14 protein-coding genes are annotated in these 13823 nt (G+C 62.9%); 7 read left to right on the top strand and 7 right to left on the bottom strand.

Features of this window, described 5'->3' with window-relative positions; all coding sequences use genetic code 11:
* Nucleotides 1-109 precede the first annotated feature (109 nt).
* Both NKJ58_RS03435 and NKJ58_RS03430 read left to right on the top strand, forming a co-directional pair.
* Entirely contained in the window at nucleotides 110-1027 is a 918-nt protein-coding gene (locus tag NKJ58_RS03435) for an alpha/beta hydrolase family protein (protein WP_502902267.1), read from the top strand.
* A 76-nt stretch (nucleotides 1028-1103) separates the two neighbouring features.
* On the top strand, nucleotides 1104-2309 hold the full coding sequence (locus NKJ58_RS03430) for an epoxide hydrolase family protein (RefSeq protein WP_245263863.1): 1206 nt from the start codon (nucleotides 1104-1106) through the stop codon (nucleotides 2307-2309).
* 36 nt (nucleotides 2310-2345) lie between these two features.
* Here NKJ58_RS03430 and NKJ58_RS03425 read toward each other — a convergent pair whose 3' ends face one another.
* Nucleotides 2346-3404 carry a DUF1176 domain-containing protein gene (locus tag NKJ58_RS03425; RefSeq protein ID WP_023726913.1) on the bottom strand — a complete coding sequence of 353 codons (1059 nt, stop codon included), beginning with the start codon at nucleotides 3402-3404 and terminating at the stop codon, nucleotides 2346-2348.
* 124 nt (nucleotides 3405-3528) lie between these two features.
* Here NKJ58_RS03425 and NKJ58_RS03420 point away from each other — a divergent pair, with 124 nt between their 5' ends.
* The gene (locus NKJ58_RS03420; RefSeq protein ID WP_023669071.1) at nucleotides 3529-4035 is read left to right on the top strand and encodes a DUF1993 domain-containing protein; all 507 of its coding nucleotides are present in this window, start codon (nucleotides 3529-3531) and stop codon (nucleotides 4033-4035) included.
* 75 nt (nucleotides 4036-4110) lie between these two features.
* Here NKJ58_RS03420 and NKJ58_RS03415 read toward each other — a convergent pair whose 3' ends face one another.
* Nucleotides 4111-4275 (bottom strand): hypothetical protein, encoded by a 165-nt coding sequence (locus tag NKJ58_RS03415; RefSeq protein WP_023690170.1) that lies wholly within the window; start codon nucleotides 4273-4275, stop codon nucleotides 4111-4113.
* A gap of 330 nt (nucleotides 4276-4605) precedes the next feature.
* On the opposite strand from NKJ58_RS03415, the gene NKJ58_RS03410 reads away from it, so the two are divergent.
* From NKJ58_RS03410 to NKJ58_RS03400, 3 genes are all read left to right on the top strand, one after another.
* On the top strand, nucleotides 4606-5148 hold the full coding sequence (locus tag NKJ58_RS03410) for a hypothetical protein (RefSeq protein WP_352518834.1): 543 nt from the start codon (nucleotides 4606-4608) through the stop codon (nucleotides 5146-5148).
* 118 nt (nucleotides 5149-5266) lie between these two features.
* The gene (locus NKJ58_RS03405; protein ID WP_352852776.1) at nucleotides 5267-6439 is read left to right on the top strand and encodes an aldo/keto reductase; all 1173 of its coding nucleotides are present in this window, start codon (nucleotides 5267-5269) and stop codon (nucleotides 6437-6439) included.
* The gene (locus NKJ58_RS03400; protein WP_352518832.1) at nucleotides 6388-7650 is read left to right on the top strand and encodes a cysteine desulfurase-like protein; all 1263 of its coding nucleotides are present in this window, start codon (nucleotides 6388-6390) and stop codon (nucleotides 7648-7650) included. Before NKJ58_RS03405 ends, NKJ58_RS03400 begins: the two co-directional genes overlap by 52 nt.
* A gap of 4 nt (nucleotides 7651-7654) precedes the next feature.
* On the opposite strand, the gene NKJ58_RS03395 is transcribed toward NKJ58_RS03400, so the two are convergent.
* From NKJ58_RS03395 to NKJ58_RS03375, 5 genes are all read right to left on the bottom strand, one after another.
* A complete protein-coding gene (locus NKJ58_RS03395; protein ID WP_352518831.1) occupies nucleotides 7655-8683 on the bottom strand; it encodes a histone deacetylase family protein in 1029 nt (342 codons plus the stop codon).
* Complete coding sequence (locus NKJ58_RS03390; protein WP_352518830.1) at nucleotides 8680-9183, bottom strand: GNAT family N-acetyltransferase; 504 nt, start codon at nucleotides 9181-9183, stop codon at nucleotides 8680-8682. Before NKJ58_RS03390 ends, NKJ58_RS03395 begins: the two co-directional genes overlap by 4 nt.
* A 209-nt stretch (nucleotides 9184-9392) precedes the next feature.
* Nucleotides 9393-10322, bottom strand: a complete 930-nt coding sequence (gene kce / locus NKJ58_RS03385) for a 3,5-dioxohexanoate:acetyl-CoA acetone transferase (protein ID WP_023711469.1) — start codon at nucleotides 10320-10322, stop codon at nucleotides 9393-9395.
* Between the two features lie 10 nt (nucleotides 10323-10332).
* On the bottom strand, nucleotides 10333-11706 hold the full coding sequence (locus NKJ58_RS03380) for an aminotransferase family protein (protein ID WP_023834156.1): 1374 nt from the start codon (nucleotides 11704-11706) through the stop codon (nucleotides 10333-10335).
* A gap of 1 nt (nucleotide 11707) precedes the next feature.
* Entirely contained in the window at nucleotides 11708-13345 is a 1638-nt protein-coding gene (locus tag NKJ58_RS03375) for a N,N-dimethylformamidase beta subunit family domain-containing protein (protein WP_352852775.1), read from the bottom strand.
* A 169-nt stretch (nucleotides 13346-13514) separates the two neighbouring features.
* On the opposite strand from NKJ58_RS03375, the gene NKJ58_RS03370 reads away from it, so the two are divergent.
* Nucleotides 13515-13763, top strand: coding sequence for a ParB N-terminal domain-containing protein (locus NKJ58_RS03370; RefSeq protein ID WP_023694150.1), 249 nt, complete (start codon nucleotides 13515-13517; stop codon nucleotides 13761-13763).
* Nucleotides 13764-13823 lie beyond the last annotated feature (60 nt).

Genomic DNA, 13823 nt, shown 5'->3' with positions numbered 1-13823 from the left:
CCTGCCGGCCATCTCCCCCTCAAGGGGGGAGATCAGCAGCCTCGATGGCGGCGTCTATCCTGCAGCTTTGAAGATTGGCGGAAGGCGGCGTGATATCCAATCTCCCCCCTTGAGGGGGAGATGGCCGGCAGGCCAGAGGGGGGCGGCCGCGCTCCATACCCTTCTGGTTTCACTCCTTTTCCTGTTCTCAGCCGCCCCAGCCGACGCGCTCGAGCTAAAACCCTACAAGGACGATCTCTTCGCCTATCCGGCGACGCTCTCGTCCACGGACAAAGGCGCCTACACGATCATCGACTACCAGGAGCTGCGCGACATCAACGCCCGCGACCAGGTGCCGGAGCGCCGGGTGCAGGCTAAGTATGTCGATGTCGGCGTGCGCAAGGTGCAGCAGGACCTGCTGCTGAAAACCGATGCCGGCGATGTCAGGCATGTCGCTGTCGGCAAGACCGAGGGCGCCGGCATCATCGTGCTTTACCTGCACGGGCAGGGCGGCAGCCGCAAGCAGGGCGTCGACGACTTCACCTTCGGCGGCAACTTCAACCGAATCAAGAACCTGATGGCCGGCAATGGCGGCCTCTATCTCTCACCCGATTTCACCGATTTCGGCGACAAGGGCGCGGCCCAGGTCGCGGCGCTGATCGGCCATTATGCCGAGGCCTCGCCGGACGCGAAAATCTTCGTCGCCTGTGGCTCGATGGGCGGCGCGCTGTGCTGGAAGCTGGCCGGCCGCAGCGATACGGGACGGCGCATCAACGGGCTGCTGCTGCTCGGCTCGCTATGGGATGACAGTTTCCTGTCGAGCCCGGCTTACAGGCGTCACGTGCCGGTGTTCTTCGGCCAGGGCAGCAAGGACCCGGTCTTTCCCGTGGAGAAGCAGGAAGCCTTCTTCCGTTCCATCATTGCGAGTTCCAAAGCCTATCCCTATCCGACCCGGTTCGTCCGGTTCGAGACCGGCACCCACGGCACGCCGATCCGCATGGTGGACTGGCGCCAAACGCTGAACTGGATGCTGTCGAAGGCGCCTTGAGGCATATCGCCCAGAGGTGCCCGTTGGTTTTGGTGATCGTGGTTCGGCCGATATCCTCTTACTGGTGTAGGCTGATATGATCCAACAGATCGGAAGCACAGCGATGGACGCTCACCCCTTCAAGATCCAAATTCCGAACGAACAACTTGAAGATCTCCAGCGCCGGCTTAGCGCAACACGATGGCCAATTCCGCTAAGCGAAGCGGGCTGGAGCGATGGGGCCGAGCTGCCGTTCATCAAACGCCTTGCGGATTACTGGCGAGACCGCTTCGACTGGAGAGTGCAAGAGGAGCGGCTGAACCGGCTGCCGCAATATCTGACGAGGCTGAACAACCTAGATGTCCACTTTGTCCACCAGCCAGGCAACGGACCGGCGCCGCTGCCGCTGATCATAACGCATGGCTGGCCCGGCTCGTTCATCGAAATGGAACACGTCATTCCATTGCTGGCAGACCCAGCTGCCCATGGTGGTGACCCGGCCGACGCTTTCCACGTGGTAGTTCCCTCCTTGCCCGGATACGGCTTTTCCCAGGCGCCGACGGAACCAGGCTTCCATTCCGGCCGCATCGCGGAGTTATGGGTACAGTTGATGCGCGGGCTCGGCTACGACCGCTTCGCTTCCCAAGGAGGCGACATCGGCGCGGGCGTTTCCGCCTGGATGGCACGGCTCCATTCCGAAAGCGTGCTTGGCGTCCACGTCAATTACATTCCCGGGAGCTATCGGCCACCCTTGGGTGCAGGTCTGCCACCTGTCACCGTTGAGGAGCAGGCCTTTCTGGAAAAGGCCGCGGCCTGGACGGCAACGGAGGGCGCCTATGCCCATCTGCAGGGCACGAAGCCTCAGACGCTTGCTTATGCTCTGACAGACTCGCCGATCGGTCTCGCAGCCTGGATGATCGAGAAGTTCCGTAGCTGGAGCGATTGCGACGGTGACGTGGAGCGCACCTTCGGCATGGACACGCTCCTTACGGATGTTTCTCTCTATTGGTTCAGCAACGCGCTCACCTCGTCCTTGCGGCTCTACAAGGAGAATCGACTGTTCCCTCTTGCGTTCGAGACGCTGGAACGCGTTTCGCCGCCATTTGGGGTAGCGCTTTTCCCTCGCGAGTTGCCGATGCCGCCTCGATCCTGGGTGGCGCGGGTCTTTGACGTTCAGCGATGGACATCGATGCCGCGAGGGGGCCATTTCGCTGCGCTGGAGGAACCGAGTCTTCTGGTCGAGGACATTCGCGCCTTCTTCCGGCCGATGCGTTCCCGGCCTGAAACGAGAAGGCGAATGTGAAGGACTGCTTGAGCGCGGCGGTTCCTGATAAGATCCCTACGGCGCGGTGTTGTAGTCGACCACCGTCTGCGGGTTCTCCTCGCCATCGTAAGACGCGTCCACATCATATTGGACGAGGGAAAAATCGCCGTTACGGAACAGGTATATCCCCTTGTCCGAGGCGTCGCCGATGCCGCGCCATTTGTTGAACGTGGTCAGCGTCTTGGCGTCTTCGTCATATTCGGAATTGGCCGCCCAGCCGGATGTGCGGAAGCCGATGATATCCATGCCCAGCAGTTTGCCGTCGCTGTCATTGTTCTCGTAACGGATATCCATTTCGGGCTCGGTGAACTGCAACTGCCGCACGCCCGATACTTCGTCGGTCATGTAGTAGACCGAACTTGCGTTATAGGCTGCCGCTTGGCAGTAGAACTCGAAAAGCCGCGTTTCCTTGTCGGGATCGCTGGCAGCCGCGTCCTTTGCCTTGTATTTGATCGAAAAGATGTTCGGCTCCTCGCCGAGAAATTGCTTGTCACACTGATCGCCATAATCAGCGGCGAACAGTTTCTTCACGTGCTCGAGTGCGGTGTCCTTCTTCGGCGGCGGCGGCCCGTCACCACAGCTTGGCGGCAGCGCCCCCTCGAAATCGGCCTTGGATGGCTTCAGCGCGCCCTTGTCGATAAAGATCGGTCGGAACGGCGGGGCCTGGATCTGAGCGCTGACCTGGCGCAGCGTGTAGCAGCCGGCGAAGACTGCTTCCTTGCCGTCCTTGTCGGTGGCGCGGATGGCCACCGGGACGCTGTAATAGATGCTGCCGGCGGCACCTTCATCGGAAATGGCGCCGGTTTCAACGTCGACCTTGTCGGTGCCGTCATAGCCCTTGACGAAAGTGTCGAAATCCTTTGCCGGCTTGGTATCGCCGTAGTAAGCCCAGGCGCGGGCGAATTCGTGCCGGTTGATGGCACTGTAGAGCGAACGGACCACCGCTGCGGCATCCGACCTGTCGTCGACATAAGGTGCCTGGTCATCGGTCGCCGGGTCATCATCGGCCAACAAAGCTTGGCTGGATACAGCAAGGGAGAAAAAAGCGGTCGCTGCCAGAAAGACAAGTCTCATCGGGGATCTCCACCACGACAGGATTCTATCACATCGATTGCGGCGACGTGGTGACGCTTGAAAAATCCTCCGGGAAGGCGCTACGTCCCGCCGTCGGCGCTTCAGCCGCAATGGAGATTTGAACGTGACACTATCGATGTATGAAGCCTCGGTGCCGGTGTTTTCGGCCAGGCTGAAGGCGCTGTCCGGCGTGCTGTCGGCGGCCGAACAGAATGCAACCGAGCGCAAGATCGACCCGCAGGTGTTTTTGACCGCGAGGTTGGCGCCCGACATGTACGCGCTGGTCAGGCAGGTGCAGGTCGCCACCGACCACGCCAAGGGCGCGCCATCACGGCTGGCCCGTCGCGAGGTGCCGAAATACGAAGACAATGAAGCGACCTTCGCCGAGCTTCAGGCGCGCCTGACCAAGACGCTCGATCTGCTGGCGTCATTCTCGGCCGCCGAATTCGATGGTTCGGATGAAAGGGTGGTCGAACTGAAGTTTGGCCAGCGCGAAGCCTCGATGCCCGGCATGCAGTATCTGCTGCATGTCGCCATGCCCAACTTCTATTTCCACGTGACCACCGCCTACGACATCCTGCGCCACAATGGCGTGCCGCTGACCAAGGGCGCCTATCTCGGTAATCGTTGACGAATTGCGCGTTGCGAGGTTTCCCGGCCGCTGCCGGGAAACTTCGTATGACGCTGGTTCAGCGCCAAGGCTTACTCAACGCAGTGACATTTCGCGCGCGATGCGTGGGAAATCGGCCGGCTTGACGCCGATGTCGGCGCGGTCGGCATTGCTCATCGAGTGCAGCAGTGCCAGGGCGGAACGATAACGCTGATGCTCCTGCGGACGCGGACGGGCAAACATTTCAGTGAAGAACCCCATGATTCGGCCCCTTGTTGATCCTCCACGGCGCCGAATATAGGAAAATTGTGAAGATTGTGCAGTGCAGCATTTGCATGGCAGCCATGCCAAGCGAATTTTTTTCGGCACAATTGCCGCGTGCGCTGAAACTTGTGGCGCATCCCCACCGTATGCATAGACGCTGGCACATGGCCGGCTTTTCCTCGCCACTCCTGGCGAATTTCCGGACTGCATGCAAATGCAGTCCGGCTTTTTGTTGGGTCTTGCACATCGCCAACCGGGCCCGCGCAAGCCTCGCAAACGCCTAAACTGGTTAAGATCAGCGGCATTCATTTTTAACGAGCCGGTTCTATGCTGCGACCGGCTCTGTTCGCACGCTTAAACGAGGGGGAGGCTGACATCGGCGCCAAGCGGGATTTCGCTTCCTTGCTCGACGATCTGTTCGTTGCCTCCGACAAGGACGAGGCGGGCGAGGAGACCGGCGCGCGGCCGTCGATCCCGTTCGACTATCTCTCCGTGGCCGACGAGCTTCATTCCGGCCGCATCAAGGTCTCGGGCGAAACATTCGCCGCCGAATACCGCGAGGCGGGAGCCGATCTGGCCGCAGAATTTGCCGCCCTTCTCGATCATGCCAAGCTGGCGCTCGCCGGCGAGGAGGCAAAGCCCGAGGAAAAGCTGCCGCCGATCGACCCTGACGCGATCGCCGTCGAGCTCGGCCTCGATCATCCAGTCAAGAACGCCGATCTCGGCCGCATGCGCCGCAGCTTCGCCTTCGCCAACCACCCCGACCGCGTCGCGCCGCATCTGCGCCAGCGCGCCATGATCCGCATGCAGGTGGCCAACATGCTGATCGATGAGGCCAAGCGGCGCGCGCTGGCCGGCGTCCGGCGCTGACTTTTCCAGGGTTCACGCAAAAGTCGGGTTCCCTGAGGGTTGGAGAGCGGCGCCGCTTTCCCTATACATGCGGCTTCCTTCCCGCGTAGCCGCGCAAACCTCCCGCCGGAGAAACCCCATGCACAAACGCCGTCTCGGTCGGACCGATCTTCTTGTTACCCAGATCTGCCTGGGGTCGATGACCTGGGGCCAGCAGAACACCGAGGCCGATGGCCATGCGCAGATGGATCTGGCCTTTGCGCGCGGGGTCAATTTCATCGACACGGCCGAGCTCTACCCGATACCGCCCAAGGAGGAGACGCAGGGGCGGACGGAGAAGTTCATCGGCAGCTGGATGAAGGCCAAGGGCAATCGCGACAAGGTCATCCTGGCCTCGAAAGTGGTCGGCCGCACCGCCAACCGCTGGTTTCGTGGCGACCGGCCGTCGAAGCTGGTGCGCGCCGACATCTTTGACGCCATCGACAAATCGCTGGCCAAGCTCGGCACCGACTATCTTGATCTCTATCAGATCCATTGGCCGGAACGTGACATTCCCTGGGGCGCCAATCCGACCCGCGTGGGTGCTGTGCCGCGCCGTGCCGACGCCGTTGGCGCGCCGGCCGGCGAGACGCCGATCGCCGAGACACTCGCCGTCTTCGAGGAGCTGGTGAAGGCGGGAAAGATCCGCCATCTCGGCCTGTCGAACGAGAACTCCTGGGGCGTCATGCGCTTCATTGCCGAGGCCGACAAGGGCGTCGGCCCGCGCATCGTTTCGCTGCAGAACGCCTACAATCTGGTCAACCGCACCTTTGAGGTGAACCTCGCCGAAGTCTGCGACCGCGAAGAGGTTGGCTTTCTCGCCTATTCGCCGCTGGCGCAAGGCTATCTCACCGGCAAATACGACCATGGCGCGCGACCGCAAGGCTCGCGCTCGCAGCTGTTCAACCGCGGCCAGCGCTACGAGACGCCGAATTCCGCGGAAGCGCAGCTGGCATACAACGAACTGGCGCGCTCCTTCGGCCTTGAACCTGCGCTGTTTGCCAACGCCTATGTCGCCAGCCGGCCGTTCGTCACCTCCAGCATCATCGGCGCGACGACGATTGCCCAGCTTGAGATGGCGCTGTCGTCAGCCGACGTGACCTGGACCGACGAGATGCAGAAGGGCGTGGATGCGATCCACCAGCGCGTCGGCAATCCGTGCCCCATAAGCAGACCGTTTGGCCGGGATTGCCGAGCAAAGACAAGGGGAAGGGGACAGCCATGGATTTTCCGATCGAGACCGTCAGGGGAAAATTTCCGGCGCTGGACCTGACCGACAAGGGCCGCCGGCGCATCTATCTCGACAATCCGGCCGGCACCCAGGTGCCGCAAGCGGTTGCCGACGCGGTGGCGCGCTGCCTCCTCACCACCAACGCCAATCTCGGCGGCTATTTCGAAACCACGCGTGCCGCGCAAAAGGTGTTCGACGACGCCCATGCGGCGATGGCCGATTTCCTGGGTGCAGCGAGCGCGGAGGAAATAATCATCGGCGCCAACATGACGACGCTGACCTATCACATGTCGCGCACGCTCGGCCGCGGCTTCAAGCCGGGCGACGAGATCATCGTCACCCGCATGGATCATGAGGGCAACGTCTCGCCCTGGCTGCAGCTGGCCGAAGATCTTGGCCTCGTCGTGCGCTTGCTGCCCTTCCACGAAAAGAGCTGGCAGGTCGAGGAGGCGGCGCTCGGCGCTCTGGTCACCGGCAAGACGCGGCTCGTGGCGCTGAATTATGCGTCGAACCTGACCGGCTCGATCAACCGGGTCAAGGCGTTGACGCGAATAGCCAAACAGGCCGGCGCGCTGGTCTATGTCGATGCCGTCCAGTTCGCGCCGCACGGGCTGGTCGACGTGCAAGACCTCGGCTGCGACTTCCTGGTTTGCTCTGCCTACAAGTTCTTCGGCCCGCACATGGGCATTCTTTGGGGCCGCCGCGACATCATCGATGCGCTGAAACCCTACAAATGCCGTTGCTCGTCCAATGGCCTGCCGGAGCGCTTCGAACTCGGCACGCCGCAGATCGAACTGATGGCCGGACTTACCGCAGCGGTCGATTACTTCGCCGAACTCGGTGCTGCGGCCGGCGAGGGCGGTTCGCGAAGGCAAAAGATCGCAAAGGCATACGAAGTGTCGATCGCCTACGAAAACCCGCTGGTGCTGAGGCTGATCGATGGGCTGTCCGCCATCGAGGGCCTGACCATCCGCGGCATCACCGATCAGAAGCGTGTCATTGAGCGCGTGCCGACCGTGTCCTTCACCGTCGACGGCATCGTGCCAGAGACGATCGTGCGGCAGATGAATGCCGAGAACATTTTTCTATGGTCGGGTCACAACTACGCCTGGGAGATCGTCCACCATCTCGGCATTCCGGCCGAGCAGGGAGTCGTGCGCATCGGTATTGCGCACTACAACACGGCGGCAGAGATCGACGAGACGTTGGAAAGCGTGCACCGGGTGATCGCCATGCTGAGGCAGCAGCGCTAGTCCGCTATCGCTGTTTGCCGCCGAAACCGGTGAGGAACGCCGTGAGATTGTCGCCGAGCGCGTCGCAGAGATAGCCGCCTTCCTGGACGATAACCGTCGGCAGGCCAAGCTTGGCAATTGCCTCGCCGATCCGCGAGAAACCGGGCGTGGTCACCGAAAGCCCGCCGAACGGATCGCCCTCGAACGCATCGAGACCGAGCGCCACGACCAGCGCGTCCGGCGAAAAGGCGCGGATACGCTGGAACGCCACTTCGAGGGCCTCCAGAAACGCCGCGTCGGCTGATTTGCGCGGCAATGGCAGGTTGAAATTATAGCCGAGGCCCGGACCTTCGCCGCGCTCATCGGCATGGCCCCAGAAGAACGGATAGAAGCGCACCGGATCGGCGTGCAGCGACACCGTCAGGACGTCGGAACGCGTATAAAAGATGCCTTGCGTGCCATTGCCGTGATGCAGGTCGACATCGAGGATCACCACCCGCCCCGCCTGCTTGCGCAACACCTGGGCTGCGACCGCCGAATTGTTGATGAAGCAAAAGCCGCCAGCGACATCGGCAAAGGCGTGGTGGCCGGGCGGCCGGCTGAGCGCATAAGCGGCAGGCGCGCCCGATATCACCGCTTCGGCTGCCTCGACTGCACTCCAGGCGCTCCACAGCGCGCTGTGCCAGGTTTCGGCGGAGATCGGGCAAGCGGTGTCGGCCATGTGGTAGCCGGCCTGGCCGACCGCCGAGGCCGGATAGGACCCTGTGCGGGCCAGTGGATGGATGTTGGGGATGACTTCGGCGGATGCGCCCTCGATGCGCTGCCAGCGCGCAAAAATGTGTTCGAGGAAGGCGAGATACTCCGGCGTATGCACGGCCGCCACCGGGCCTGGGCCATGATCCCTGGGCCGCTCGATCGTCAATCCGGCGGACTTTGCGCCGGCTAACAATCGCTCTACCCGCTCCGGCTGTTCGGGATTGGGCTTCGGGGCGCCGCTCGACAGAAAGGCCTTCGGGTCGTGGCGTTTCTGCTCCTCGGCAAAGAAGGCTTTCATTCCGCGTCCCCATTCTGCGCTGCATCGGCAAAGGCGAAAAAGGCATCACCGACGATCTTCTGCGTCTGCTCGTAGCACGACCAGGCGATACCCAGCCGCTCATAAAAAGCCTTGGCGCCGTCATTGTCGGTATCGACGGACAGCCTGAGATAGGCGCCGCCGTCCTTGCGGCAGTCGAGCGCGACCCGGCGCAGCAGTCTTTCGCCGATCTTGCGGCCGCGAAACCGGTCCTCGACATAGAGGTCCTGGATATAGACGCCGGGCCGCCCCATCCATGTCGAGAAGATCGGGAAATGCAGGCAGAGCCCCGCAAAATCGCCGCCGATCTCGGCGATCAGGGTGGAGAAGGCCGGTTTGTCGCCAAAGCCGTAGCGGCGGAGATCGTCGGCAGTGGACGTGATCTCCTGATGCGCGCCGATATGGGTGCCGAGCTTGAGCAGCGCGGCATGGATGGTGTCGACGTCGTCGATGGTGCCGGGGCGGAGGGTGACTGTACTCACGATAGGCAAGGCGCCCAGGCACCCCCCTCTGTCCTGCCGGACATCTCACCCTCAAGGGGGGAGATTGGCAGCTTTGGCGCTGCCATCCATTTTGCAACGATTGAGATTGGCGAAGGCCGCAGTGACATCCGATCTCCCCCCTTGAGGGGGAGATGGCCGGCAGGCCAGAGGGGGGTGTGCCAGAACGCCATCATCGCAGATCAATCATCTCAAAACGCCACCCTATCGCCACCCTTCAGCGCCAGCATCTCGCGCGCCTCGGTCGGCGTTGCGACTTCCAGCGACAACCCGTCGAGAATGGCGCGTATCCTGCGCACCTGATCGGCATTGGATTTCGCCAATTGCCGTCCATCGTAGAGACTGTCCTCCAGCCCGACGCGGACATTGCCGCCCATCGCCGCCGCGATCGAGATCAGGGGCATCTGATGGCGGCCGGCGGCGAGCACCGAGAACTGGTAGCTGTCGCCGAACAGCTTGTCGGCGATGCGCTTCATATGGATAAGATTGTCGGGATCGGCGCCGATGCCGCCGAGAATGCCGAGCACGAACTGGATGAACAGCGGCCCCGACACCAGCCCGCGGTCGCGAAAATGCGCCAGCGAATAGAGATGGCCGACATCGTAGCATTCGAACTCAAAGCGCGTGCCGCAGCCCTTGCCGAGCTTTTCGAGCACGCCTTCCATATCGGCAAAGGTGTTCTTGAAGATGGTGTCGCGCGTGGCTTCGAGCAGCTTTGGTTCCCACTCGTGCTGCCACTCCCTTGGCTTGTCGAGCATCGGGAACAGCGCGAAATTCATCGAGCCCATGTTGAGCGAGCACATTTCCGGCTCGGCCCGCAGTGGTGCCGCCAGCCGCTGGTCGAGCGTCATCAGCGACGAACCGCCGGTGGTGATGTTGATCACCGCATCGGTCGCTTGCTTGATGCGCGGCAGGAACTGCATGAACACCTCAGGATCGGCGGTCGGCCGGCCGTCTTTGGGATCGCGGGCGTGGAGATGCAGGATTGAGGCGCCAGCCTCGGCCGCCGCGATGGCGTCGGTCGCGATCTGGTCCGGCGTCACCGGCAGATAGGGCGACATGGACGGGGTGTGCACCGAGCCAGTGACCGCGCAGGTGATGATGACTTTCCTCGGCGCCATTCTTTAGCCCTCAGCCTTCGACCGGCAGGTCGAGTTCGGCGGCCAGAACTTCCAGCGAATCGCCGATGATGGAAATGATCTCGCCGACCTCTTCAGCCGTGACGATCATCGGCGGCGCCACCATGAAATTGTCGCCGTCGACACCGCCCTTGACCCTGCGGCCGTAGATGATCAGCCCGCGCTCGTAGGCGAGGTCGAGCAGGCGCTGCGTGGCTTTCTTGCCCTGTTCGATCGGCCGTAGAGTTTCGGGATCGGCAACCATCTCGGCGCCGGTGAGCAGGCCTTTGCCTCGGACATCGGCGATGAACGGAAAACGCTTCGCCAGCCCTTTCAGCCCGTCCATCAGCACGTCGCCCATCGCGGCGGCATTGGCGATCAGGTCGAGGCGGTCCATCTCGCCGAGCACGGCGAGCCCGGCCGCGCAGGCGAGCGGATTGCCAGCATAGGTGTGGCCATGCTGGAAGCCGCCCGACGCCAGCAGCGGCTCGACCAGCCGCATCGGGGCGGCCAGCGCGCCGAGCGGCGCATAGCCGGAGCCAAGCCCCTTCGACAGCGCGACGATGTCGGGCTTGCAGTTCCAATGGTCGCCGCCAAGGAATTTTCCGGTGCGGCCGGCGCCGCTCATCACTTCATCATGGATGAGCAGGATGCCGTAGCGGTCGCAGATCTCGCCTATACGCGGATAATAGCTGTCCGGTGCGACGAGGGCCGAAGTCGCCGCACCGCCGATCGGCTCCATGATGAAGGCGAGCACGCTGTCCGGACCCTCGGCCTGGATCTTCTCCTCCAGCATGTCGGCATAGCGGACGCCGCGCTGCTCCATCGAAAGATTGTCGCGGTCGCGCCATGCCGTCGGCGCCGGCACGGTCGGCATCACCCGCATCATCGGTGTGAACGTTTCGGCCAGCGCATCGTCGCCGGTTATCGAAAGCGAACCCAGCGTGCCGCCATGATAGGAGGGAAAACGCGTGATAACCTTCCAGCGCTTCGGCTGGCCGGTCGCGACCGCCCATTGCCGCGCCAGCTTGATGCAGGATTCCGTCGCCTCCGAACCGCCGGAGACGAAGAAGATTCGGTCCATGCCCTCCGGCAGTTTGCCGGCGAGTTCCCGCGCCAGTTCTTCCGCCGGTTCGTTCTCGAAATGCAGCCGGTAGGCGAAGGTGGCGCGGTCCATCTGCCGCTTCATGGCGTCGAGCACGTTGCGGTTGGAATGGCCGATATTGGCGACCATCGGCCCGCTCGATCCGTCGATGAAGCGGCGGCCGTCCTGCGTCCACATATAAATGCCTTCGGCGCGGTCGATCAGCGGCCGGCGCAGGCTGGAGAGGTAGAACAGGTGCGAGGGCGCGCGCGTTTCTGAACCAGTTGATGAGGGCTTCTGCATGTCAGGACTTTCCGAGGTAGCGATCGATTACATTCCTGGTCACGCGCTCGACCATCGGGTCCTGCCTGAGCAGGCCGGCGACCCATTCGCAGCTTCCGGCGTGGAAAACCTCGCCCTTGCCGCGCGGGAAATTGACGATCATGCCGTTGCCGCGTTTGACCTTTTCCAGATTGGCGTCGGTCGCCTCGCCAAACAGCGTTTCGGCCGTAAAGCGGCCATCCTCGTCGGTGAGAAACTGGTCCTCGATCGGGATATCGGCGCTTTCCTCGACCTGGCTCGCCATGCCGACGGCCAGCACCTGCAGCCCGTCAGGCGCACCGCTGTCCGGTGTCGGATAGGGCAGGCCGCCGCGGATCTCGAAATCGAGCCCGTCGACCTCATAGCCATAGACATGACTGTCGGCACCAAGCAGGTCGCCATAATAGATTCCGGTGCCGGCAAAGGCCCAATGCTCGGGCCGATAGACCGGAAAGCCGCGCACGCCGCGCGGCGCGCAGCCGCCCCAGCCGGCATAGACGCCCCTCGTTGCGTTAAGGCCGAAGGTCAGAGCGCCGGGACGGCCGATCTCCGGCGCTTCCCAGGAGTTGGTGGCGCGGGTGACGTCGCCGCCATAGGCCGGGTCTTCGGCCCGCGCGCGGTATTTGTAACAGACCTGCCGGCGGCCTTCGTCCTCGAGCCTTGTCTGCCACATGAAATTGCCGGCAAAGCGCGCCGCATGGCCGCCGCGCTCGACGTAGCTGTCGACGGCGTCCCGCATCTCCCAGGTCCAGTACTCGTCATGGCCGACGAAGACCACACAGTCATAACCATCGAGGATTTCGGGCGAGAAGTGCAAATCGTGCTGGCTGGCGAGATCGACGCCATAGCCGGCGCGCTCGGCAAAGCGGAAGAAGTGGCTGTCATAGCTCGCCCAGCCGGAGGAGGTGTATTTCTTCGAATGTCCCGTGGCGTACGCCCATTCCATATGCGGATAGCGCGGCACTGTTTTCGGCGGCACGGCAACCTCCAGCGGCACGCGCGGCGCGTCCTTGGGCAACACCACGAAGCCACGGCACCAAGGCCGCTGCGTCGACACCATGCGCGCATACTGGTCGCGGCCCGGGCCGGTGATGCCCTGATAGGCGTTGGAGCCGCCCCATGTGTTGTAGGACAGCCAGGTGCCGGTCGCCGCCACCTGCAGCACGCGACCGGGTTTGCTGCCGGGCAGGAGCGCGACGATGATGAGGTGGTGGCAAAGGATAGCTTTGCCGTCGCGCCCGTCCGCCGTCAGCGTCAGCCGATAGGCGCCGGATGGCCAATCGTTGCCGATGCGAAATTCGAAAGACGCCTCCCAGCCGCAGCCTTCGACCGAGCACTGGTCGGGCGTATCCGGCCAGCGCGCCGAAAGCCCCGTTTGCTCGAAGACCTTTGTCTCGATGCCGCCGTCGCGGACAATGACAATGCTGAAGCGCGGCGCCGTCGAGCTGACATGCAGCGTCACGGTCTCGCCGGCGCGGTAGGAAAATCGGTTGGAATAACACCAGATCTCGCCCCGCTCGCCGTCCATTCCCGGCCATTCATAGTAATGGCCGCGCACTGCCTCGCGGCGCTGCTCGGGCGTCAGTCCGAAATCGGGAAATTCGGTTGGCAGATGGGTCATGAACACCGGAAAAGTGACAGGCCGCCATTTCGGCCATCTGCCGGCCAAGCGTCAAATGGAAACGATCGGGCCAGCAATTGCATACGACACAATTGCTTGGCCGCTCTTGGCCGCACCCGGCAAACCGACTATCTCAGGCGAGGCGGCATTTTCCGCCTCGGGAGCCGGCATGCTGAGAGTGCAGAAGGTCAAGGTCGACGACATCTACGTGCCGACGGCGCGCAAGAAGACGCTGCATCCCGAAACGGTCCGGCACCTGGCCGAAGACATACTGGAAAACGGCATGAAGACGCCGATCCAGGTTCGCAATGACGGCAAGCGCCACATCCTGGTCGAGGGCCTGCACCGGCTGGAAGCCGCCAAATGGCTCGGCGAGACCGAGATCGACGCCTATCTGGTGCAGGCCAAGCGCCACTGAGGCGCGCGACCCGATCGACAACAGCCAAACCGATCATTCTTCCGCGGATTTTTTCGCAGG

Source organism: Mesorhizobium sp. M0139, assembly GCF_040322455.1.
Taxonomy (GTDB): Bacteria; Pseudomonadota; Alphaproteobacteria; order Rhizobiales; family Rhizobiaceae; genus Mesorhizobium.
Note: the sequence above shows the minus strand (reverse complement) of the source record. Positions and strands in the feature narration are given on the sequence as shown.